We start from the raw sequence: 21824 nt of genomic DNA on the forward strand, positions 1-21824 counted from the left end.
CAAATTCCTTCAGGAGCAGCGGCATGAGCGTTTACGAGTGGGCGAGGCAGGAAACCCGGCAAAGTCTGGAGATGGCGCAGGAAGTGGGGTTCGATCCTGGATTGAGCCTGCGCGCCTTGCTCAGTGCAGTAGTGCAACAGAGCAAGGCCGTGCGCAACGCCGAAGACCTGGCCGACGAGTTGCGCTTTCTGGCGGAAAACCTCGACGACAATCAGGACTACGGCTTCATGCGGCCCTGATCAGAGGATCAGTGGCGCGGGTCGAAGTCGCCGGAAAACAGTTCGTCCTCGGCATCCGGGGCGACCGGGATCTTGTGTTCTTCCGACGCCCAGGCGCCCAGGTCGATCAGCTTGCAGCGGTCCGAGCAGAACGGCCGGAATTTGTTCTCGGGGGTGAATTCCACCGGGGCGCCGCAGGTCGGGCATTCAACGGTTGGGATCGGGCTCATGACTGGCCTCCAGATAAAGTCAGGTAAAAGTGATGCAGGCGCTCGACCTCGCTGTGCAGCCACGCGAGGTCGCGGTCGTTGACCACCACATCGTCGGCGCGGCTGACGCGGTCTTCGCGGCTGGATTGAGCCTTGAGGATGGCCTGGACCTGCTGTTCGCTGGTCTGGTCACGCTGCAAGGTGCGTTCGATCTGCAGTTGCTGCGGAGCATCGATCACCAGGATCCGCTGGGTCATCGCGTACTGTCCGGACTCGATCAACAGCGGCGAAACCAGAATCGCGTAAGGCGATTTTGCCAGCGCCAGGTGATGGGCGATTTCCTCGGCGATCAGCGGATGCAACAGCGCTTCGAGCCAGCGACGCTGCTCCGGTACTTCGAAGATCAGCTTGCGCAACGCCGCGCGATCCAGCGTGCCGTCGGCCTGCAGGACATCGGGGCCGAAGTGCTCGGCGATTTTTGCCAGCGCCGGGCGCCCCGGCTCAACCACCCATCGTGCCGCATGATCGGCGTCCACGACATGGATGCCGAGGTCGATGAAGTGCTGGGCGGCTGCGCTTTTGCCGCTGCCGATGCCGCCGGTCAGGCCGAGAATCCAGGGTTTTTCCACAGGGGTATTCATTTCAAACCGACAAACTGCCAATAGAAGTCGGTTATTTGACCACCCCAGAGCAAGGCAATCCAGCCGGCAATTGCCAGATACGGCCCGAAGGGGATTGGCGTCGAGGTTTTGCGGTCGCGCAGTTTGAGCAGAATCACCCCCAGCACCGCCCCTACCAACGAAGACAGGAGGATGGTCAGCGGCAGAATCTGCCAGCCACCCCAGGCCCCGAGCAACGCCAGCAACTTGAAATCACCGTGACCGATGCCGTCCTTGCCGGTGAGCAGCTTGAACAGCCAGAACACCGACCACAGCGCCATATAACCCGCCACTGCTCCCCACAACGCGTCGTGCAGCGAGACGAACAGGCCGAAGCTGTTGACGATCAACCCCAGCCACAGCAGCGGCAGCACCAGTACATCGGGCAACAGCTGATGCTCAGTGTCGATCAGACTCATCGCCAGCAGGCCCCAGGTCAGGACGATCATCAGGCATGCCGGCCAGCCAAAGCCCAGGTGCCAGGCGATGAACGCGGAGAGCAGGCCGCAGGCCAGTTCGGTCAGTGGGTAACGCTTGCTGATCGGTGCCGAACAGGACGAGCAGCGGCCGCGCAAAAATACGTAGCTGAGCAGCGGAATGTTTTCCCAGGCACGAATGCGGTGGGCGCAATGCGGGCACTGCGAGTGCGGCAACATCAGGTTGTAGACCGGCAAAGGCGTTTCGACGGGCAGCCCGAGTACGTCGTGGGCCTGCTGGCGCCATTCACGCTCGAGCATTTTCGGCAGGCGCCAGATCACCACATTGAGGAAGCTGCCGACCACCAGCCCGAGCACCAGAGCGGTGAAGACAAAGGCCAGCGGATAGAGGGCGAAGAGTTCGTCGATGGGCATGTCAGATCGCTGAGCCGAGTTGGAAGATCGGCAGGTACATGGCCACGACCAGTCCGCCGACGATCACCCCGAGTACCACCATGACGAAAGGCTCCATCAGGCTGGTGAGGTTGTCGACCATGTTATCCACTTCTTCCTCGTAGAACCCGGCAACCTTGTCGAGCATGTCGTCCAGGGCGCCGGACTCTTCGCCGATGGCGGTCATCTGCACGGCCATGTTCGGAAAGATTCCGGTGGTGCGCATCGAAAAGTTCAGCTGCATGCCGGTGGCCACGTCCTGGCGAATGCGCAGCACCGCACGTTTGAACACCACGTTGCCGGTGGCCCCGGCGACCGAGTCCAGCGCTTCGACCAGCGGCACGCCGGCGGCAAACGTGGTCGACAGGGTTCGGGCGAAACGGGCCACGGCGGACTTGTACATCATGGTGCCCACCAGTGGCAGTTTCAGCAGCCAGGCATCACGCCGATCTCGCAGGGCCTGGGATTTCTTCAGGGCATGGCGGGTGCCGAAAAACGCTGCGATCAGCACGCCGAGAATCGCCCACCACCATTGCTGCATGAACTCCGACAGGCCGATCACCATCAGGGTGAACGCCGGCAGTTCGGCGCCGAATCCGGAAAACACCGACTGGAACTGCGGCACCACTTTCACCAGCAGAATCCCGGTGACGACCGCCGCCACCAGGATCACGGCGGTGGGGTAGGTCATGGCTTTCTTGATCTTGGCCTTGAGGCTTTCGCTCTTTTCCTTGTAGGTCGCTACGCGTTCCAAAAGGGTATCGAGGGCGCCGGATTGCTCGCCGGCATCCACCAGGTTGCAGTACAACTCGTCGAAGTATTGCGGTTTCTTGCGCAGGGCCGCGGCGAAGCTGTTACCGGCGGCGACTTCCTGTTTCACCTCGTCCACCAGTTTGCGCATCGCCGGGTTTTCAAAGCCTTCGCCGATGATGTCGAACGACTGCAGCAACGGCACGCCGGCCTTCATCATGGTCGCCATCTGCCGGGTGAAGAGGGCGATGTCCAGCGGCTTGATGCGTTTGCCGAAGTTCAGCAACGACGCGGATTTCTTGCGCACCTTGCCGGGGTTGATGCCCTGCTTGCGCAACTGGGCCTTGATCAGTGCGGGGTTTTGCCCGCTCAACTCGCCGGTGATCCTGCTGCCTTTCTTGTCCGTGCCTTCCCAGGCATAGACGCTGATTTTCGCTGCCTTGACGGCCATGTTCAGTCCTTGGTGACCCGGTTGATTTCTTCAAGGCTGGTGATGCCTTGCATCGCCTTGATCAGTCCCGAGGTGCGCAGGTCGTTGAAGCCGTCCAGGCGCATCTGGCTGTCGATTTCCAATGAGTTGCCCTCGGCCATGATCAGCCGTTGCAGCTCGGGGGTGTTTTTCACCACTTCATAAATTCCGGTGCGACCCTTGTAGCCGCCGTTGCATTGATCGCAACCGGCGGGCTCATAGATCGTGAAACTGCCGATGCGTTCCTCGGGGAAGCCTTCCTTGAGCAAGGTTTCGCGGGGAATCTCGATGGGTTTCTTGCAGTGGCTGCAGAGTTTTCGCGCCAGACGCTGGGCGATGATCAGGCTGACCGACGTGGCGATGTTGAAGCCGGGAATGCCCATGTTATGCAAGCGGGTGAGTGTCTCGGCGGCGCTGTTGGTGTGCAGCGTGGAGAGCACAAGGTGACCGGTCTGCGCCGCCTTGATGGCGATTTCCGCAGTCTCGAGATCGCGGATTTCGCCGACCATGATCACGTCCGGGTCCTGCCGCAGGAACGAGCGCAGGGCCTGGGCGAAGTCCAGCCCCTGCTTCGGATTGACGTTGACCTGGTTGATGCCTTCCATGTTGATCTCCACCGGGTCTTCGGCAGTGGAGATGTTGATGTCGACGGTATTGAGAATGTTGAGCCCGGTGTACAGCGACACGGTCTTGCCGGAACCGGTGGGGCCGGTGACCAGGATCATGCCTTGGGGCTGCTTCAGGGCGGCCAGGTACAGTTCTTTCTGCTCCGGCTCGTAGCCGAGGGCGTCGATGCCGATCTGCGCGCTGGACGGGTCGAGAATCCGGATCACCACTTTCTCGCCCCACAGGGTTGGCAAGGTGTTGACCCGAAAATCGATCGACTTGCTCTTCGACAGGCGCATCTTCAGTCGCCCGTCCTGAGGTTTGCGGCGTTCCGAGATGTCGAGGCTGGCCATGACCTTCAGGCGTGCGGCAATGCGCCCGGCCAGTTGAATCGGCGGTTTGGCCACTTCGCGCAGGATGCCGTCGGTACGTACCCGAACCCGGTAGTTTTTCTCGTAGGGTTCGAAGTGCAGGTCGGAGGAGCCGCTTTTGATCGCATCCAGCAGCATCTTGTGGACGAAGCGCACCACCGGCGCGTCGTCGGCGTCCATGGCGCCGATAGCATCCTGCTTGCTGTCATCGATGGACTCGACGTCCAGCCCGTCGAGGTCGACATCGGCCATGTCCTCCAGGCCGGAGGCGTGGGTGTCGAAGAACTTCTCGATGGCGTCGGTGAGCTTGTCGTCCTCCACCAGAATCGCTTCGGTGGTCAGCCCGGTGCTGAACTGAATATCGTTGATTGCTTGATGATTGCTCGGGTCGGAAATCCCCACGAACAACTTGTTGCCGCGCCGCCACAGGGGCAGCGCGTGGTGCTGGCGCACCAGTTTTTCGCTGACCAGGCCCTTGGGCTGGGTTTCCTTGTCCAGGCAGTTGAGGTCGAGGAACGCCATGCCGAAATGCTCCGAGGCGATCTCGGCAACCTGCGAACTCTTCACCAGTTTGTTCTGTACCAGATAGCTGACCAGCGACAGACGATTGCGCTGGGCCTGCTGCCAGGCTTGCTGGGCGCTTTTTTCCGTGAGCAGTTCGGCCTGTACCAATTGCTTGGCCAGACCGCTCAGAGCGATGTCATTCATGGGAATCCCGGATGCAGACAGTTCATGACTTATAGCCTAGTCAAGTGACAGCGCCAAACCGCCTCGGTGCAGGTGACAAAAAGTGTCAGATAGTGCGGTTACAGGTTGTAGGAAACGCCGCGATAGCGTGATCTCGCCCAGCCTGCGCGGGTGCGAGCGCCTTGGCACGGGCTGTGCTGAGTCCTGTTCAGATCATGAGATTCCGACTCATGCATGGAGCGTGTCTATGAAGAAACAACAAGGTTTCACTCTGATCGAGCTGCTGATCGTCGTGGCGATCATCGGCATTCTGGCCACCATCGCGTTGCCGCAATACACCAAGTACCAGGCACGGTCGAAGGTGACGGCAGGGCTGGCGGAAATCAGCGCCCTCAAAGTGCCGTTCGAGGACACCATTAATCAAGGTACCGACCCGACCCTGTTGCTGGTGGCCGGTAACGCGGCAGCCACCACCTCCAACTGCACGTTGGCGGCGTCGGGCACGGCTTCGACAGGTGCCGGCACGATCACCTGCACGCTGGTGAATGCACCGGGCCCGGTACTGGGCAAGACCATCACGCTTTCCCGTACGGGTGCTGCCACCGGCAACACCGCCGGTGTCTGGAGTTGCGCATCCACGGTCAACCCGGACTACGCGCCTAAAGGTTGCCCGGGCAGCGGTGCCTGACCGGCTAGCCAGGCGTCCTGAAATGCCCCGCTTTGCGGGGCATTTTCTTTTGCGTAGCACTTCACAAAAAGCTTCAATCTTTTCAGTGTGTTAGGAACTTTCCCAAAAGCCGCAACTTGCATGCAGATAATTCGCCTGTCATGCAATTTGCATGATTCTGAAAATTTATGAGTTTGCTAAGTTGTTGATTTGTATGGTTTTTTACTATTTTCAAAACTTGGCACAGCGTTCGCAATATCTCCAGTAACCCTGCTGACAAGACACGCAGCAGACTTTCCAGAAAAACAGGAGTTACTCGTATGAAGAAGTTCGCTATCACTGCCGCTGCTGCTACCGCGCTGACCCTGACCATGGCCACCGGCGCATTCGCACAATCCACCCAGGCAACCCAGGCGCCGATGACCCTGGCCGCCGGTGAAATGACCAAGGCGAAAGAGGCCACTTCCGACACCTGGATCACCACTAAAGTCAAAAGCGACCTGGTCACCGAAAAAGGCATTCCAGGCACTGATATCAAAGTAGAAACCAACAAAGGCGTCGTTTCCCTGTCTTCGACCGTTGCCATCACCGAAGCTCAGAAAACCACCGCCGTGGCCATCGCCAAGAAAATCAAAGGCGTCAAAGCGGTCTCCGCTGACGGCCTGAAAGCCGAGTAAGGCAAGACTTCTCGCCTGGACCGGGAGAAGACGCGACAGGCGGGCCGAGCAATACGTCTGCCGCACTTTAGAGTTCATGCGAACGGCCACAGGGAGTGGCCATTACAGGCCCCGGCATTCGTGTCGGGGCCTGTTCTATTTCAGGGACGGGAAACCAATGGGGGAGGTCAGTTACCGCGTTTGCTGTTGATCTGCCGCAGGCGATTACCTTCGAACCGCAGGTATTGGTACATGCCGTTGCTCGGGCCGTACGTCCATTCCTCGACCTGAAACTCTTCCCGGCGATTGGCGCTGCGCTTGTAGCCCAGCACGTCACGACTGACCGGTTCACCGCACTTTTGCAGCACCTCGCTGGAACGGTCACCAAGGCTGACCAACTGGCTGCCGCAGCGCAGCGTATCGGACGCTGACGCCTGGCTGGCGACGAGTGCCAGCGCCATTGCAGCCAGCCATTGGCGGTTCATCACTCGGCATCCAGATGCATTTGCGTCACCACGCGGCCGTCGCTTTCCGCTTCGCCGAGGTTGGCGTCGATGAAGTACACGCGGTCGTCGGCCAGTTGGCCCTTGTCCACCAGGTAATCCTTGATGCTGCTGGCACGGTCCTGACCGAGCTGGCGCAGCAGCACGTCGCTGGAGCTCCAGAACTTGATCACGTCCGCACGCATTTTCGCGGTGCGTTCTTCCTTGCCCAGATCCTTCCATTCAGCCGGCGGCTGGGTTTTCAGACGAGTGCGGTAGATGCCTTCGAGCAGCGGGCCTTTTTCGCCATCCGGCACCTGGATCAGTGAGGCCTGAGCCGGCACCTTGTCGCCACGGCGCTGCAGCATCTTGTAGTAGTTGTACTGGTATTCACGTTCCAGACGCTGTTCGGCAATAAGCGGGCCGTCGCTGCTTTGGGCGGCGGTGCCTTCGATTTCCAGGCGCAGGGCAGGACGTTCCTTCAAGGCCTGGGACAGTTTGACCAGCGCGGCTTCGGCGTCCTTGTTCAGTTCGCTGGAGCCCGGTGCGAAGGACACGGTGCCGAGGTCTTCGGAACCGCCGCCGCTGATCAGTCCGCCAATCATCTTGAACGGTGCGGCGGCGGCTTTGACGATCAGGTTGCGCAGGGTCTGCCAGACAATCGGCATCACACTGAATTGCGGGTTGTTCAGGTCGCCGGTGACCGGCAGCTCGATGGATATCTTGCCGTCCACGTCCTTGAGCAACGCAATCGCCAGTTTCAGCGGCAGGCTCACGGCATCCGGGCTGTCGACTTTCTCACCCAGCTGCAGCTGCTCGACCACCACTTTGTTCTCGGCCTTGAGCTGGCCCTTGGTGATCAGGTAGTGCAGGTCGAGATTGAGCCGGCCCTTGCGGATCCGGTAACCGGCGAACTTGCCGGAGTAGGGCGTCAGGGTGGTCAATTCGACCCGTTTGAAACTGGTGGCGATGTCGAGGCTGGCCATCGGGTCGAACGGGTTGACCGCGCCCTTGATGGTCACGGGCGCATAGCGGTCGACCTTGCCTTTGACGTCGACGCTGGCGGGTTTCGCCTGACGGCTGTCGATGGTGCCGATCTGGCCGTTTAGCTGCTGGACCGCGGTGGCGAAGTTCGGGGTCAGGCTGAAGTCGGCGAAGTTGGCCGAGCCGTCATTGATCGCGATGCCGCCGATATGAATGCCCAGCGGTTTCGAGTTACTGGCCGGTTTGGCCGCTGCGGTTTTCGCCCCGGAATCGGCGGGTTGAGGAATCAGCAGGTCGTCGATGTTGGTGGTGCGGTCATCGTTGATCATGAACCGCACATAGGGCTGGAACAGGTTGATCTTGTCGATCGACAGGTTGTCGCCGTGCTGATAGTTCAGGCCTTCGACCACCACTTGCTGCCACTTGAGAAAGTCGCGGGTCTTCAGGGTGTCGAGGGTGTGCAACTGATCGACCTGGGCGCGACCGGTGACACTGAGTGCCAGGGGTGTGACGCTTTTCAGATTCACTTTCAGATCGCTGCCGAGCATGCCGCTGCGCAGTTCCAGGCGAATGAACGGGTTGATGTAGGACTGGGCGACGCGCAGGTCGATGTCCTGGGTCTTCACGTTGAGTTGGGCCGTGACCGGTGCCAGATTGACCACGCCGTCGGCGCTGATCTTGCCTTGCTTGCCCAGGCCGGTGTCCAGTTTGACGTTGAAGGGCGAGCCGTTGAGGCTGTCGAAATTCTGCAGGTCGACGTTCAGTGGCGTGACATCCAGTGTGACTTCCGGCTTCGCCGAACGGTCGGCCAGATGCACTTTGTAGTCACGCAGTTGCACGTCCTTGAGCAGCACCTGCCACGGTTTGCCCGGTGCGGCCGGTTCCGGTTTCGGTGAGTCGGCAGCCGCCGGGGTGCTTTTCGGCTCCGCCGCCGCTTTGGCGGCCGGTTTCGACGGCTGACTGGCGAACAATTTCTGCCAGTCCAGTTGCCCGTCCGCCTCAAGGGCGGCCCAGGTTTCGAGTTTCTGGCTGCGGATCTTGCCGACCACCACTTGCTGTTTGGCCAGGTCCACCGTGGTTTCGCTGACGTCGAGGCGGTCGAGTTTCGCCAGCGGGCGTCCGTCCGGGGCCTTGATCGCAAACGGCGCGACACTGACCGAGACGTTGCTCAACAGCAGTTCGGTTTCCTTGGACAGGTTGAGCTTGTAGTCAGTGCTCAGGCTGACTACGCCGTTTTCCAGCACCAATGGCACCGCGTCGCGCACGTAGGGCCAGAAGGCTTTCATCTGGCCATCGGTGACTTTGAGCGTGCCTTCGGAGGCGATCGGGATCAGGCTGAAGTTGCCTTTCCAGTCGATCTGCCCACCGGCCGGGCCGATGGCGACCAGGGTCATGTCGGCGTTGTCGTCAGGCAGGGTGCTGAGGTTGTTCAGTTCGAAATCGAGCTTGTCGTAGAGGAACTCGATCGGTTCGCTCGGGCGTGAATCCTGGAAGTGCACGTTGCCGCCGGCCAGTTTGATCCGGTCGATGCGCAGCGGAAACGGTTTGGCATTCGGATCGGCCGGCGTCGGTTCACTGGCCGGCAACTTGAACAGACCCAGCAGATTGAGTTTGCCGTCCTGGGCGAACAGGACTTCGGTCTTGGGTTTATCCAGTTCGATGTCGGACAGGTGCAGCGCTTTTGTCCACAGGCTGTCGAGTTGCAGGTTGGCGTACAGGCGTTCGAAACCGACCTGTTCCTTGCCCGGCTCGCCGATGACCAGGCCCCAAAGCGTGACTTCGAGGCTGAACGGATTGAGTTCGATACGCTGGATATGCGCAGGCACCGTCGCGTAGTTGGCCAGTTGCTGGTTGGCCACGCGGAGCGCAATGCCCGGCAAAATCAGAAACCCCAGCAGGCTGTAGAGGGCCAGAGCAGTCAACAAGGCGCCAATCGCGCGAATCAATCCTTTGGGCATGTGCGGCTTCATCTGTCTGAATCGGAGTGCCTTGGAGTATGGCACGCGATTCCGGTTCCGAAGTAATAGCCTGTGATCAGGATTGTTCAGATTTTTCTGTGGGAAATTTCCTGCGCGACTTTAAAGCCAGAGAATCAGAGCTGAAGAATCAGGGTCTTCAGCGGCGGTTGTTGATCCAGCGAAGGGAAGTCGGCACCTGGCGTCATCACACTCCATTCGCGTACCGGGCGACCGGCCTTCTCGGCGCAACGCAGCACCTGTTCGCGCCAGTCGTCCATGCTGACCTTCGCCAGGTTGTTGCAGCAGATCAGCACGCCGTTCTCGGCGGTGGTGAGCAGGGCAGGCTTGAGCAGGCTTTGATAGTCACGCAGCAAATCGACCGTGCCGAACGCACTTTTGGCCCACGCAGGAGGGTCGAGCAGCACCAGATCGTACTGGCGCTGTTCGAGGCGCTGATAGCTCGGCAGCTTCTGCCCGCGACGCTGGCTGATCGGCAGACCGGCCAACTGGCGGATCGCCGGGAAGTAGTCGGACTGGATGAACTCCATGGTCGGCAGTTGCGGATTGAGCAAGCCGTTCTCGCGACCGACTGCCAGGTTGCCCTCGGCGAAGTCCAGGTTGCATACCTCGCGGGCTCCGCCGGCAGCCGCGCTGAGGCCGACGCCGCAGGTGTAGGCGAACAGATTGAGCACGCTCTTGCCCTTGGCGTGATCCTTGACCCAGCCGCGAGTGTTGCGCAGGTCGAGGAACAGCAGCGGATCCTGTCCGGCGTGGCGTCCGCGGACGCGGTAATTCAGGCCCCATTCGTGGCCCACCAAATCAACCAGCGCGGCGTCGTCGGCGCGGTACACGCCATCTTCACGATCGATGCGCGAGTTGCCACGGGAGCGGTCGTTGTAAACCAGCAAGGTTTGCAAACCCAGCGTTTCATTCACCGTGGCGTGCAGTTGCAGCAGGTCGGCGAGTTCCAGCGTCTGGTGGAAACTCTGCACCATCAGTTGCGGGCCGTAGCGGTCGATAGTCAGACCGCCGGCGCCTTCCTGGCTGCCGTGGAACAGGCGATAGCAGTCGGTGCCCTGGCGGTGCAGCTCGGCGAGCAGATCCTGGCGTTGGTCGAGGGCGGCGCGCAGCGCCTGATTCAGGGAAGACATGCTTGCGCCTTGCTGGAGGGAATCGGGGCGCGGGAGTTTAGCAGTTACTGAGCTTCAGCTCAGCCCCATCCGCCGCTGGGCCCGTTGCACCGATCCATTGCGCATCGCCCAGCGCAGCATCGGTGCGCTGCGTTTGACGCTGGCGCGGATCAACTGGCGTTGCAGCGGGTTCTGGCGGGCATCCAGCATGTCGCTGGCCCAGTCCGGCAGCAGGTCGATGCCGGCCTTCATCATCAGGTCGCCAAACGGCCGCGCCAGAACGCTGGGTGCCGGGGCATCGAGCAACAGGCGCAGGACTTCGCGGCTGCGATCGTCGCACAGCAACTGCGGGCGCATGCGTTGCAGGTAATCGGCCACGGCCTGGCGCGACTTCGGTACATCCCGGGCACCGAGGCGTTCAGCGACCACGGCGATTTCCGCGTAGTAACGATCCTGATCGGCCGGCGACAACTGCGGGTTGCGGTAACGCAAATGGGCGGCGAGAAAGTTGCTGACTTCGGCCACGTGCACCCAGGTCAGCAGATCCGGATCGCTGGCCGCATAAGGCCGGCCATCCGGCGCGGTGCCGACGACTTGCAGGTGAATGGTGCGGACTTTCTCGATCAGCCATTCGGCGTCGCGTTTCGAGCCGAACGTAGTGCCGGAGACGAATTGGCTGGTACGGCGCAAGCGGCCGAGCATGTCCTGGCGAAAATTCGAGTGATCCCAGACGCCCGCCAGTGCCAATGGATGCAAGGCTTGCAGCAACAAGGCACTGATGCCGCCGATCAACATGCTGCTGAAGTCGCCGTGCACTTGCCAACTGATCGAGTCCGGGCCGAACAGGCCGGGATCGCCCTTGGGGTTTTCCAGGTCGAGCTGGCCGAGCGATAGACCGGTCAGGCTCATGAGTTGGTTTTCGATACGGCTGCGGATGAATTCCATGGCAACTCAGTGGTGAAGGGCGGCGCGGCCGGTTGGCCGCGCCCGTGATTCTACTGGTTAAGGCGCTTGTCGATCAGCCCCTGCACCACGCTCGGGTCGGCCAGGGTCGAGGTGTCGCCGAGGCTGTCGAGTTCGTTGCAGGCGATCTTGCGCAGGATCCGCCGCATGATCTTGCCCGAACGGGTTTTCGGCAGGGCCGGGGCCCACTGGATCAGGTCCGGTTTGGCGAAACTGCCGATCTCCTTGCTGACGTGGGCCAGCAGTTCCTTCTTCAATTCGTCGTTGGGTTCGGCGCCGTTCATGGGGGTGACGAAGGCATAGATGCCCTGGCCTTTGACGTCGTGGGGGTAACCGACCACGGCGGCCTCGGCGATGCTGTCGTGCAGCACCAGCGCGCTCTCTACCTCGGCGGTACCGATGCGATGGCCGGAGACATTGATCACATCGTCGATGCGCCCGGTGATCCAGTAATCGCCGTCCTCGTCGCGGCGGGCACCGTCGCCAGTGAAATAGTAGCCGGGGTAGGGCTTGAAGTAGGTGTCGACCATGCGCTGCGGATCGCCGTAGACGCTGCGGATCTGCGCCGGCCAGCTCGACTTGATCGCCAGTACGCCGCTGCCAGCGCCTTTGATTTCCTTGCCGTGCTCATCGAGCAGCACCGGTTGCACGCCGAACATCGGTTGGGTGGCGCAGCCCGGTTTGATCCGTTGGGCGCTGACCAGCGGGCTGAGCATGATGCCGCCGGTTTCGGTCTGCCACCACGTATCGACTATCGGGCAGCGCTGTTCGCCTACGACGTTGAAATACCATTCCCACGCTTCCGGGTTGATCGGCTCACCGACGCTGCCGAGCAATCTGAGGCTCTGTCGCGAAGTTTCCTGCAAGGGACCTGCACCTTCACGCATCAGTGCGCGCAGGGCAGTGGGCGCGGTGTAGAAGATGTTGACCTTGTGTTTGTCGATCACCTGCCAGAACCGTGAAGTGCTCGGGTAACTCGGCACGCCTTCGAAGATCAGCGTGGTCGCGCCGTTGGCCAGCGGGCCGTAGACGATGTAACTGTGGCCGGTGACCCAGCCGACGTCGGCGGTACACCAGAACACTTCGCCGTCGCGGTAGTCGAGGACGTACTTGAAGGTCATCGCCGCTTGCAGCAGGTAACCGCCGGTGGTGTGCAGCACGCCTTTGGGTTTGCCGGTGCTGCCGGAGGTGTAGAGGATGAACAGCGGATCTTCGGCGTCCATCGGTTCTGGAGGGCAGTCGTCGCTGACGTCGCGCACGGCCTGGTGATACCAGAGGTCGCGGCCTTCGACCCAATCGATCTTGTTCTGGGTGCGCTCGACCACCACGACGGTGCTGACGTCCGGGCAACTCTGCAGGGCCTTGTCGACATTCTGTTTCAGCGGCACGAACTTGCCGCCGCGCACGCCTTCGTCAGCGGTGATCACGGTGCGACAGTCGGCATCGAGAATGCGATCGCGCAACGAGTCCGGGGAGAAACCGCCGAACACCACCGAGTGAATCGCACCGATCCGCGTGCAGGCGAGCATGGCGTAGGCCGCTTCGGGGATCATCGGCATGTAGATGCACACCCGATCGCCTTTCTTCACGCCACGGCTTTTCAGCACGTTGGCCAGGCGGCAGACGTGGTGATGGAGTTTGTTGTAGGTGATTTGCGTCGATTCGGCAGGGTCGTCGCCTTCCCAGAGAATGGCGATCTGATCGCCGCGCTTTTCCAGGTGACGGTCGATGCAGTTGTAGCTGACGTTCAGTTTCGCCCCGGCAAACCAGGAAGCCTCGCCGGTTTTCAGGTCATAGCGCTGGACGGTCTGCCACGGCGTGCTCCAGTCGAGGAAGCGCGTGGCCTGTTCGGCCCAGAAAGTGCTGGGGTGTTCAATGGATTCGCGGTACAGGCGATGGTAGTCGTCCTGACTCAACTGGGCAGCCCGGCGGACGGCATCGGCTTTGGGGAACGTGCTGATATCGAACATGACGGTTCCTTATTCTTGTTATGCGACAAGGATAAAGATGCGCCGAGATCGGGGAGGGTTCAAGACCCGTAAACAAACACCCCCTCATGGCGAGGGGGTGTGTTCAGTACAGGATCAGCCGCGGTGACGGCCGCGGAAGTAGTTGATCAGGCCCTGGGTGGAAGCATCTTCGGCGGCGGTTTCTTCGCTGCCGACCAGGCGGTTGTAGACGCCCTTGCCCAGTTCCTTGCCCAGTTCCACGCCCCACTGGTCGAAGGCGTTGATGCCCCAGACCACGCTTTGCACGAAGACTTTGTGTTCGTACATCGCCACCAGTGCGCCGAGACGACGCGGGCTGATGCGCTCGACCACGAGGGTGTTGCTCGGACGGTTGCCCGGGATCACCTTGTGCGGTGCCAGTTTCTGTACTTCGGCTTCGCTCATGCCCTTGTCGCGCAGTTCGGCTTCGGCTTCCGGCAGGGTCTTGCCGAGCATCAGCGCCTGGCTCTGGGACAGGCAGTTGGCGTACAGCCACTGATGGTGGTCGGACACCGGGTTGAAGCTGACGATCGGCACGATGAAGTCGGCCGGGATCAGTTGGGTGCCTTGGTGCAGCAACTGGTGATAAGCATGCTGACCGTTGCAGCCGACGCCGCCCCAGATCACCGGGCCGGTATCGGTCGACACGGCGGTGCCGTCCTGACGCACGCTCTTGCCGTTGGATTCCATGTCCAGCTGTTGCAAGTGCTTGGTGATGTTACGCAGGTAGTGGTCGTACGGCAGGATCGCGTGACTCTGCGCGCCCCAGAAGTTGCCGTACCACACGCCGAGCAGGGCCAGCAGCACCGGCATGTTCTGTTCGAACGGCGCGCTCTGGAAATGCTGGTCCATGGTGTAGGCACCGGACAGCAGTTCCTTGAAGTTGGACATGCCGATGGCCAGGGCAATCGGCAGACCGATGGCCGACCACAGCGAGTAACGGCCGCCGACCCAGTCCCACATCGGGAAGATGTTTTCTTCGCGGATACCGAAGGCCACGGCTGCCGCGTTGTTGCTCGATACGGCGATGAAGTGACGATACAGCTCGGCTTCCGAACCGCCCTGAGCCAGGTACCAGGCGCGTGCGGCCTGGGCGTTTTTCAGGGTTTCGAGGGTGTTGAACGATTTCGACGAAACGATGAACAGCGTGGTCTCGGCGCGCAGTTTTTGCGTCAGCTCGTGGAATTCGCTGCCGTCGATGTTTGCCAGGTAATGGCAACGCACGCCTTTCTGAGCGTAGGACAGCAGGGCTTCGGAGACCAGCTCAGGGCCGAGGAAGGAACCACCGATGCCGATGTTCACCACGTCAGTGATCGGCTTCTCGGTGTAACCGCGCCACAGACCATCATGGATACGGCCCACGAGATCGGTGATCTGGTTCAGCACCTTGTGTACTTCAGGCATCACGTTGACGCCGTTGACCGACAGCTTGTCGCCGACCGGGCGACGCAGGGCGGTGTGCAGCGCCGGGCGGCCTTCGGAGGAGTTGACGATTTCGCCGTCGAACAGCGCCTTGATCGCGCCCTTGAGATCGACTTCATTGGCCAGACCCACCAGCAGGTTGCGGGTCTCGGCGTTGATCAGATTCTTCGAATAATCGAGAAACAGTCCGCAGCTGCTGAGGGTGAACTGATTGAAGCGCTGCGGATCGGCGTTGAAGGCTTCGCGCATGCTGAAATCCTGCATGGCTTGGCGGTGGTCTTTCAACGCTTGCCAGGCAGGCAGAGCGGTAACGTCATGAGGAGTGCGGTAGTACGCCATCGCTGCGGTTTTCCTTTTTACTTGAACGGCCTTTTGAACACTGAAAAGACCTCCCCGCCATGTTTGGGCGAGGGGGCAACTGCGTCGACACGATTACACGGGCGCAGGGCGAATACAGTAAACCTAGCGCTGCGATCTGTCTTGGCTTCTTCTGACCTGTTACCTGTACTTTTTTAACATCGATAACAGCAGACGCCGACAGACGGCGGGTAATACGAGCAAGTCCCTGCTTTTCGCGCGCAGTGGATCGGCGGGCAGTTTGCCCGATGGTCTGGTGGTCAGCAATACGGTTTGGAAGAGGAGGTGACACGAATGTGAGAGCGAGCAGGCTCACTCTCACATTCTGATATTGCGGTGCTCAGGCGGGGGTATCGAGATTCAGGTGCAGGTTGTCGATCAACCGCGTGGTGCCGAGGAACGCAGCCACCAGAATCACCAGGTCACGATCTTCCGCCGTCGCCGGACGCAGGGTCAGGGCGTGGCGGATTTCCAGGTAGTCCGGGCGCAGGCCGGCGGCTTCCAGCTGTTGCCGCTGTGCCTGGATCAATGCCGGGAAGTCGCGCTCGCCCTGCTTGATCGACTCGGCAATGTTGCTCAGGGCGCGATAGACCACGGGCGCCACGGCCCGTTGTTCCTCGTTGAGGAAACCGTTGCGCGAGGACAGCGCCAGGCCGTCGGCGGCACGCACGGTCGGCTCGCCGATGATCTGGATCGGCATGTTCAGGTCATGCACCAGCGCACGGATCACCGCCAGTTGCTGGTAGTCCTTCTGACCAAAGATCGCCAGATCCGGCTGAACCATGTTGAACAGTTTGCTGACCACGGTCGCCACGCCTTCGAAGTGCCCCGGACGGCTGGCACCGCACAGGCCTTCGGACAAGTGCGGCACGCTGACCCGAGTCTGGCCGGCCATGCCGTCGGGGTACATCTCTTCGACGGTCGGGGCGAACAGCAGGGAGCAGCCGGCTTCCAGCAGCTTTTCCTGATCCGCCGCCAGGGTGCGCGGGTATTTGTCGAGGTCTTCGCCGGCGCCGAACTGCAGCGGGTTGACGAAAATGCTCGCGACCACGAAGTCCACTCGCTGCGTGGCCTTGGTGATCAGTGCGATGTGGCCGCTGTGCAGGTTGCCCATGGTCGGCACGAAGCCGATGCGCTTGCCTTCGCTGCGGGCGCGAGCCACGGCAGCGCGCAGTTCACGTACGGTTTTAACGGTGTTCATGCAGAGAATCCGTGTTCGATCCCAGGGAAAGTGGCGGCTTTGACTTCGCTGACGTACGCCTTCAATGCGGACTGGATGCTGTCCTGACCCTGCATGAAGTTCTTCACGAATTTCGGTACGCGGCCGCTGATCGACAGGCCGAGCATGTCGTGCAGCACGAGGACCTGACCATCGGTGTCGGCGCCGGCGCCGATGCCGATCACCGGGATTTTTACTGCGCTGGTGATTTCGGCAGCCAGTTCGCTCGGCACGCATTCCAGCAGCAGCATGGCCGCGCCGGCCTGCTCCAGGGAGATCGCGTCGGCGCGCATCTGGCGCGCCTGGTTTTCGTTGCGGCCCTGCACTTTATAGCCGCCGAGAATGTTCACGGCTTGCGGGGTCAGGCCCATGTGGGCGCAGACCGGAACGCCGCGTTCGGCCAGCAGGCGGATCGACTCCGCCAGCCACAGCGCGCCTTCGACCTTGACCATGTGTGCGCCGGCCTGCATCAGCATGGCGCTGTTGGTCATGGTTTGTTCAAGGGTGGCGTTGGCCATGAAAGGCAGGTCGGCCAGGATCAGGGCGTCGGTGTTGCCGCGCTTGACGCTGGCGGTGTGGTAGGCCATTTCCGCAATGGTCACCGGCAGGGTGCTGTCGTGACCTTGCAGGACCATGCCGAGGGAGTCGCCCACCAGCAGCACTTCGACACCGGCCTCATTGCAGGCGTGGGCGAAGGTCGCGTCATAGCAGGTCAGCATGGTGATCTTTTCACCTTTCTGCTTGAGGCTCTGGAGCGTGGTCAGGGTGATGGCTGGCATGTAAGAAATCCTCGTTCAGGCGCTTTGGAAACTACTGCGAGTAACGCGCGTGATTCGTCATCTACTCAGGCGCACGCTCTTTTGTCGTGCTTATAAGGCCTGGATTGCGCCCTTGTATGCCGGGTTGGCGGCAGCGGGACGCCTATAGTCGTGATGAGGCCTCAGGAAGTCAATTGCATGTGTTACCGCATTGTTACGACGGGAGTGTTACCGGCGTTACTGATGCGATTCAGCGGGCCGGCGGGCCTGATCTGCGGAATTTTTGTCCTACAAGAACGCAAAATACGGGAGCAGGTTCGCTCCCGCATCAGCGGTTTGTGTCAGGCGTGGGAGAGGCGTTCGAGGCCGACGAACGGGCAGGCTTTCAGAAGATCGGCAAGGGTGCGGCCATCAGCCAGGCGCAGATCTTCGGGGGCCAGTTCGGCCAGGGGATAGAGAACGAACGCGCGTTCCTGCATGTGGTAATGCGGGACTTTGAGGCGCGGCTCGTCGATCAGTCGGTCACCGAACAACAGAATGTCCAGGTCCAGCGTGCGCGGGCCCCAGCGCTCCAGGCGCTCGCGGCCCTGACCGTTTTCGATGGCTTGCAGGGCATCGAGCAGTTCCAGTGGGGCGAGTGTGCTGTCGAGCGCCGCGACCGCGTTGGTGTAACGCGGTTGGCCCGGCAGCAACGAATCGCTCTGGTAAAAGGCCGAGACGCCGACCAGCGCGCTGTCTGGCAATTGCCCCAGCGCGTCGACCGCGCTGCGCAGTTGTTCGGCGGGGTCAGCCAGGTTGCTGCCCATGCCGATGTAGATGCGTTCCATGCCTTATTCGCCCGTGGCGCTCGGTGCGCCGGCGCGCTTTCGCTTGGAACCGCTGCTGCGGCGACGCTTGCGCGGAGCGCCACTGGCGTCGTCACCCTTGCCGCTCAGGTCGCGGATCATGTCGCGACGTTCGCTGTCGTTGGCGTCCTGATAATCGGTCCACCATTCACCCAGGCCATCGGTCTGCTCGCCGGCGCTTTCACGCAGCAGCAGGAAGTCGTAGCCGGCGCGGAAGCGCGGATTGTCCAGCAGCAGGTCGGCGCGTTTGCCGCTGCGGCGCGGCAGACGTTCCTGCATGTCCCAGATCTCGCGGATCGGCATGGTGAAACGTTTTGGAATCGCAATGCGCTGGCACTGTTCGGCGATCAGTTCGTGAGCCCCTTCCTGCATCGCAGGAATCGGCGGCATGCCACGCTCTTGCAGACGCAACACACGGGCCGGCAGGGCAGGCCACAGCAGTGCGGCGAACAGGAACGCCGGGGTCACCGGTTTGTTCTGCTTGATCCGCAGGTCGGTGTTGGTCAGTGCTTCGCTGATCAGCGTGTGGGTGTATTCCGGGTTGTGTTCCAGCGCATCGGCACTGGCCGGGAACAACGGCGCGAACAGTTGCAGGTCGACCAGCATTTCGAAGGTGATGGCGCCATGACCGGAGAGGAACAGCTTGAGCACTTCTTCGAACAACCGGGCCGAAGGAATCTCGCGCAACATCGGTGCCAGTTCGCGGATCGGCTGGACGGTGTGCTTTTCGATGCCGAAGTTGAGCTTGGCGGCGAAACGCACGGCCCGCAGCATCCGCACCGGGTCTTCCTGGTAGCGTTGCTTCGGGTCGCCGATCAGGCGGATCAGGTGATTGCGGATGTCGTGTACGCCATTGGCGTAATCGAGGATGCGCTCGCTGACCGGATCGTAATACAGGGCGTTGATGGTGAAGTCGCGGCGTTGCGCGTCTTCTTCCAGCGTGCCGTAGACGTTGTCGCGCAGAATGCGCCCGCTCTCGTTGCGCGAAGACTGGCTGCTGTCTTCGTCATCTTCGTTTTGCGGGTGATTGGCGCGGAAGGTCGCGACCTCGATGATTTCGCGACCGAAATGGATGTGCACCAGCTTGAAGCGGCGGCCGATGATTCGCGCATTGCGGAATTCGGCGCGAACCTGCTCGGGAGTGGCGCTGGTGGCAACGTCAAAGTCTTTGGGCGTGATGCCCAGCAGCATGTCGCGCACGCAACCGCCGACCAGATAAGCCTGGTAACCGGCGCCTTGCAGACGTTCGACGATGTTGACCGCGTAACGGCTGAATTGGCCTTTTTGCAGCGAATGTTGGCCGCTGTTGAGGACTTCAGGCGTGCTACGGATGTGTTGAGTACGACGAACGGGAGTTCGGAATGACTGGAACAACTTCTTCAGCATGGGATGCACTGTTTGAAGGAATGTTCGGCCAGACCAAAGAATGACCGCATGATGGGCCGGGATTCTAGCATTTAGTCGAGTGATGGTGTAGGACGCAGGCATTTTGCGCTGCAAGCCGCAGGCTAAAGGCGTCGAATTGCATGAGTGAGGGAGATTTTACTGCGGGGGAGAAACTACAAGGGGAGCCGAAGCTCCCCAAGAAGTAGTTGCGTGCTCTTTTTATTATTGATTCGGGCTTCTTGTTTTTGTTGAGTGCCCTCGCCATGAAGCTTTTCCTTCATGACCCTCCCAATCGGGAGCCAAGAGCAAACGGATTGCTTTGGTCGCTGAATTGCAGTGATCTCTCGATCCAACCAGTACAGGCTCTGTCTTAAGACAGTTTTTGTTGTTCTCGGCCTGGTCGTGGGGCAAGCCCCAAATACAACGCCTCTCCAAAAGAATCAGTTAGCTGCGCCTCTCGCCGTCTTGTTTTTATTGTGCGTGAGTCGATTCGTCTTATTTTTATTGTCTTGTGCATTGCTTGTTATTGTTCTTGTACCAAACATATAGCAGGTGCCGTGCCAACTTTTGCGAACCCCAATAAAACAAGGGGTTAGGTCGATATAACCGTTTTCGCAGGGCGAAAAAAAGCCGGGGTTTCGTTACCGATAACCCCGGCTTCTGTTACGTGAAAAGACTGAGGTAACAGTTTTTTCACATCCTCAACCGTTACCCGCACACTCGACAGGTAACGTTCAGCTCTCGCTGGCGACCCCGGTCTTGCGCCGTGGAATGCCCAGGCGCTGACGGCGTTCCCACAGGCATTTGCGGCTGACACCCAGTTTGCGCGCCAGTTCGGTCTCGGTCATGTGGTCCTGATGCTCGAGCACGAAATGCTGGAAGTAATCTTCCAGCGACAGATCTTCGGTCGGCTCGTGGCTGCTGTTGCTGGCGTTACCGGCCGGTTGCGCCGGCAGACCGATGAACTCATCGTCCTCCAGGTCACCCAGCTCGATGTCGATGCCCAGCAGGTCGGCAGAGATTTCCGGGCTTTCGCTCAGAATCACGGCGCGCTCGACGGCATTTTCCAGCTCCCGCACGTTGCCCGGCCAGGAATAGTGCCGGATGGCCTGTTCGGCATCGGCGGCAAATTTCAGGTCGGTGCGGTTGATGCGTGCGCTCTGGCGAGCGAGGAACGCATTGGCGATTTCGTTGACGTCGGCGCCACGCTCGCGCAGGGCCGGCAGTTTCAACGCGATCACGTGGAGGCGGTAATACAAGTCCTCACGGAACTGGCCGATTTTCGCCAGGCTCTTGAGGTCGCGGTGGGTCGCGGCGATCAGTCGGACATCGACCTTCTGCGACTGAACCGAGCCAACGCGGCGAATCTCGCCTTCCTGCAACACGCGCAGCAGGCGGGCCTGTGCTTCCAGTGGCAGTTCGCCGATCTCGTCGAGGAACAGCGTGCCGCCGTCCGCCGCTTCCACCAGGCCGGCACGACCGGCGCTGGCACCGGTGAACGCGCCTTTCTCGTGACCGAACAGTTCGGACTCGATCAGGCTTTCCGGAATGGCGGCGCAGTTCACCGAGATCATCGGTGCCTTGGCGCGTTTCGACAGGTTGTGCAGGGCGCGGGCCACCAGCTCTTTACCGGTACCGGACTCACCCTGGATCAATACATTGGAATCGGTCGGGGCGACTTTACGGATCTTGCCGTAAAGGTCCTGCATCGGCGGGCAGGAGCCGATGATGCCGATCTCGCCGTTGCTGTTGTCGACGGCGGATTTGCCGTTACCGTTGGCCGTTTTGCCGGTAACAACTTCGCCGGCAGCCGGCGCCGACTGGCGATCACGCAGGATCCGCGCGACAGCTTGAAGCATCTCGTCGTGGTCGAAAGGCTTGGCGATGTAGTCCACCGCGCCCATCTTCATCGAGTCGACCGCCGAGCGCAGGCTGGCGTAGCTGGTCATGATCAGCACCGGCGTGCCCTGGCCGAGCTTGATCAGCTCGGTGCCCGGAGCACCCGGCAGGCGCAGGTCGCTGACGATCAGATCGAAAGTGGGAATACTGAAGCGTTCTTGTGCTTCCTGCACTGAACCGGCTTCGCTGACCTGGTACTGGTTGCGTTCCAGCAGGCGGCGCAAGGCGGAGCGGATAATGGTTTCGTCTTCGACGATCAAAATGTGCGGCAT

At 60.9% G+C, this 21824-nt stretch carries 19 protein-coding genes; 3 read left to right on the plus strand and 16 right to left on the minus strand.

Annotated features, from left to right (window positions below; genetic code table 11):
* The first annotated feature begins 23 nt into the window (after window positions 1-23).
* Window positions 24-239: a hypothetical protein gene (locus AC07VV_RS24215; RefSeq protein WP_096820888.1), complete on the plus strand. Its 216-nt coding sequence runs from the start codon at window positions 24-26 to the stop codon at window positions 237-239.
* An 8-nt stretch (window positions 240-247) separates the two neighbouring features.
* On the opposite strand, the gene yacG is transcribed toward AC07VV_RS24215, so the two are convergent.
* Genes yacG through pilB form a run of 5 tightly spaced genes read right to left on the minus strand, consistent with a single transcriptional unit; the run spans window position 248 to window position 4859 of the window.
* Window positions 248-448 (minus strand): DNA gyrase inhibitor YacG, encoded by a 201-nt coding sequence (gene yacG, locus AC07VV_RS24220; RefSeq protein ID WP_096820889.1) that lies wholly within the window; start codon window positions 446-448, stop codon window positions 248-250.
* Window positions 445-1068: a dephospho-CoA kinase gene (gene coaE, locus AC07VV_RS24225; RefSeq protein WP_102621090.1), complete on the minus strand. Its 624-nt coding sequence runs from the start codon at window positions 1066-1068 to the stop codon at window positions 445-447. Before coaE ends, yacG begins: the two co-directional genes overlap by 4 nt.
* Window positions 1065-1937 carry a prepilin peptidase gene (locus AC07VV_RS24230; RefSeq protein WP_495037672.1) on the minus strand — a complete coding sequence of 291 codons (873 nt, stop codon included), beginning with the start codon at window positions 1935-1937 and terminating at the stop codon, window positions 1065-1067. Before AC07VV_RS24230 ends, coaE begins: the two co-directional genes overlap by 4 nt.
* Before the next feature lies 1 nt (window position 1938).
* Complete coding sequence (locus tag AC07VV_RS24235; RefSeq protein ID WP_495037673.1) at window positions 1939-3156, minus strand: type II secretion system F family protein; 1218 nt, start codon at window positions 3154-3156, stop codon at window positions 1939-1941.
* A 2-nt stretch (window positions 3157-3158) separates the two neighbouring features.
* The gene (gene pilB / locus AC07VV_RS24240) at window positions 3159-4859 is read right to left on the minus strand and encodes a type IV-A pilus assembly ATPase PilB (protein ID WP_495037674.1); all 1701 of its coding nucleotides are present in this window, start codon (window positions 4857-4859) and stop codon (window positions 3159-3161) included.
* 226 nt (window positions 4860-5085) lie between these two features.
* Here pilB and AC07VV_RS24245 point away from each other — a divergent pair, with 226 nt between their 5' ends.
* Window positions 5086-5526: a pilin gene (locus AC07VV_RS24245; RefSeq protein ID WP_096820894.1), complete on the plus strand. Its 441-nt coding sequence runs from the start codon at window positions 5086-5088 to the stop codon at window positions 5524-5526.
* 299 nt (window positions 5527-5825) lie between these two features.
* The gene (locus AC07VV_RS24250) at window positions 5826-6182 is read left to right on the plus strand and encodes a BON domain-containing protein (RefSeq protein WP_096820895.1); all 357 of its coding nucleotides are present in this window, start codon (window positions 5826-5828) and stop codon (window positions 6180-6182) included.
* Between the two features lie 167 nt (window positions 6183-6349).
* On the opposite strand, the gene AC07VV_RS24255 is transcribed toward AC07VV_RS24250, so the two are convergent.
* From AC07VV_RS24255 to AC07VV_RS24305, 11 genes are all read right to left on the minus strand, one after another.
* Window positions 6350-6646: a DUF2845 domain-containing protein gene (locus tag AC07VV_RS24255; RefSeq protein WP_495037675.1), complete on the minus strand. Its 297-nt coding sequence runs from the start codon at window positions 6644-6646 to the stop codon at window positions 6350-6352.
* Window positions 6646-9597 (minus strand): DUF748 domain-containing protein, encoded by a 2952-nt coding sequence (locus AC07VV_RS24260; RefSeq protein ID WP_495037676.1) that lies wholly within the window; start codon window positions 9595-9597, stop codon window positions 6646-6648. Before AC07VV_RS24260 ends, AC07VV_RS24255 begins: the two co-directional genes overlap by 1 nt.
* 122 nt (window positions 9598-9719) lie before the next feature.
* Window positions 9720-10736 (minus strand): class I SAM-dependent rRNA methyltransferase, encoded by a 1017-nt coding sequence (locus AC07VV_RS24265; protein WP_495037677.1) that lies wholly within the window; start codon window positions 10734-10736, stop codon window positions 9720-9722.
* Window positions 10737-10790: 54 nt separating this feature from the next.
* Window positions 10791-11660 carry an oxygenase MpaB family protein gene (locus AC07VV_RS24270; RefSeq protein WP_495037678.1) on the minus strand — a complete coding sequence of 290 codons (870 nt, stop codon included), beginning with the start codon at window positions 11658-11660 and terminating at the stop codon, window positions 10791-10793.
* A 50-nt stretch (window positions 11661-11710) separates the two neighbouring features.
* Window positions 11711-13648, minus strand: a complete 1938-nt coding sequence (acs, locus tag AC07VV_RS24275; protein WP_493073032.1) for an acetate--CoA ligase — start codon at window positions 13646-13648, stop codon at window positions 11711-11713.
* A 114-nt stretch (window positions 13649-13762) separates the two neighbouring features.
* Window positions 13763-15427 (minus strand): glucose-6-phosphate isomerase, encoded by a 1665-nt coding sequence (pgi, locus tag AC07VV_RS24280; RefSeq protein WP_495037679.1) that lies wholly within the window; start codon window positions 15425-15427, stop codon window positions 13763-13765.
* Window positions 15428-15785: 358 nt separating this feature from the next.
* Window positions 15786-16646, minus strand: coding sequence for a pantoate--beta-alanine ligase (panC, locus tag AC07VV_RS24285; RefSeq protein ID WP_096820902.1), 861 nt, complete (start codon window positions 16644-16646; stop codon window positions 15786-15788).
* Window positions 16643-17443, minus strand: coding sequence for a 3-methyl-2-oxobutanoate hydroxymethyltransferase (panB, locus tag AC07VV_RS24290; protein WP_096820903.1), 801 nt, complete (start codon window positions 17441-17443; stop codon window positions 16643-16645). Before panB ends, panC begins: the two co-directional genes overlap by 4 nt.
* Before the next feature lie 320 nt (window positions 17444-17763).
* Entirely contained in the window at window positions 17764-18249 is a 486-nt protein-coding gene (gene folK / locus AC07VV_RS24295; RefSeq protein WP_495037680.1) for a 2-amino-4-hydroxy-6-hydroxymethyldihydropteridine diphosphokinase, read from the minus strand.
* A gap of 3 nt (window positions 18250-18252) precedes the next feature.
* Window positions 18253-19653 carry a polynucleotide adenylyltransferase PcnB gene (locus AC07VV_RS24300; RefSeq protein WP_495037681.1) on the minus strand — a complete coding sequence of 467 codons (1401 nt, stop codon included), beginning with the start codon at window positions 19651-19653 and terminating at the stop codon, window positions 18253-18255.
* A gap of 734 nt (window positions 19654-20387) precedes the next feature.
* Window positions 20388-21824: a sigma-54-dependent transcriptional regulator gene (locus AC07VV_RS24305; protein WP_096820907.1), complete on the minus strand. Its 1437-nt coding sequence runs from the start codon at window positions 21822-21824 to the stop codon at window positions 20388-20390.

Source organism: Pseudomonas sp. GW821-FHT02C04 (assembly GCF_059421845.1).

Excerpts from the sequence above, each read along its gene's own strand:
- AC07VV_RS24215 (WP_096820888.1), top strand. The coding sequence starts at position 24 with ATGAGCGTTTACGAGTGGGCGAGGCAGGAAACCCGGCAAAGTCTGGAG.
- yacG (WP_096820889.1), bottom strand. The coding sequence starts at position 448 with ATGAGCCCGATCCCAACCGTTGAATGCCCGACCTGCGGCGCCCCGGTG.
- coaE (WP_102621090.1), bottom strand. The coding sequence starts at position 1,068 with ATGAATACCCCTGTGGAAAAACCCTGGATTCTCGGCCTGACCGGCGGC.
- AC07VV_RS24230 (WP_495037672.1), bottom strand. The coding sequence starts at position 1,937 with ATGCCCATCGACGAACTCTTCGCCCTCTATCCGCTGGCCTTTGTCTTC.
- AC07VV_RS24235 (WP_495037673.1), bottom strand. The coding sequence starts at position 3,156 with ATGGCCGTCAAGGCAGCGAAAATCAGCGTCTATGCCTGGGAAGGCACG.
- pilB (WP_495037674.1), bottom strand. The coding sequence starts at position 4,859 with ATGAATGACATCGCTCTGAGCGGTCTGGCCAAGCAATTGGTACAGGCC.
- AC07VV_RS24245 (WP_096820894.1), top strand. The coding sequence starts at position 5,086 with ATGAAGAAACAACAAGGTTTCACTCTGATCGAGCTGCTGATCGTCGTG.
- AC07VV_RS24250 (WP_096820895.1), top strand. The coding sequence starts at position 5,826 with ATGAAGAAGTTCGCTATCACTGCCGCTGCTGCTACCGCGCTGACCCTG.
- AC07VV_RS24255 (WP_495037675.1), bottom strand. The coding sequence starts at position 6,646 with ATGAACCGCCAATGGCTGGCTGCAATGGCGCTGGCACTCGTCGCCAGC.
- AC07VV_RS24260 (WP_495037676.1), bottom strand. The coding sequence starts at position 9,597 with ATGAAGCCGCACATGCCCAAAGGATTGATTCGCGCGATTGGCGCCTTG.
- AC07VV_RS24265 (WP_495037677.1), bottom strand. The coding sequence starts at position 10,736 with ATGTCTTCCCTGAATCAGGCGCTGCGCGCCGCCCTCGACCAACGCCAG.
- AC07VV_RS24270 (WP_495037678.1), bottom strand. The coding sequence starts at position 11,660 with ATGGAATTCATCCGCAGCCGTATCGAAAACCAACTCATGAGCCTGACC.
- acs (WP_493073032.1), bottom strand. The coding sequence starts at position 13,648 with ATGTTCGATATCAGCACGTTCCCCAAAGCCGATGCCGTCCGCCGGGCT.
- pgi (WP_495037679.1), bottom strand. The coding sequence starts at position 15,427 with ATGGCGTACTACCGCACTCCTCATGACGTTACCGCTCTGCCTGCCTGG.
- panC (WP_096820902.1), bottom strand. The coding sequence starts at position 16,646 with ATGAACACCGTTAAAACCGTACGTGAACTGCGCGCTGCCGTGGCTCGC.
- panB (WP_096820903.1), bottom strand. The coding sequence starts at position 17,443 with ATGCCAGCCATCACCCTGACCACGCTCCAGAGCCTCAAGCAGAAAGGT.
- folK (WP_495037680.1), bottom strand. The coding sequence starts at position 18,249 with ATGGAACGCATCTACATCGGCATGGGCAGCAACCTGGCTGACCCCGCC.
- AC07VV_RS24300 (WP_495037681.1), bottom strand. The coding sequence starts at position 19,653 with ATGCTGAAGAAGTTGTTCCAGTCATTCCGAACTCCCGTTCGTCGTACT.
- AC07VV_RS24305 (WP_096820907.1), bottom strand. The coding sequence starts at position 21,824 with ATGCCGCACATTTTGATCGTCGAAGACGAAACCATTATCCGCTCCGCC.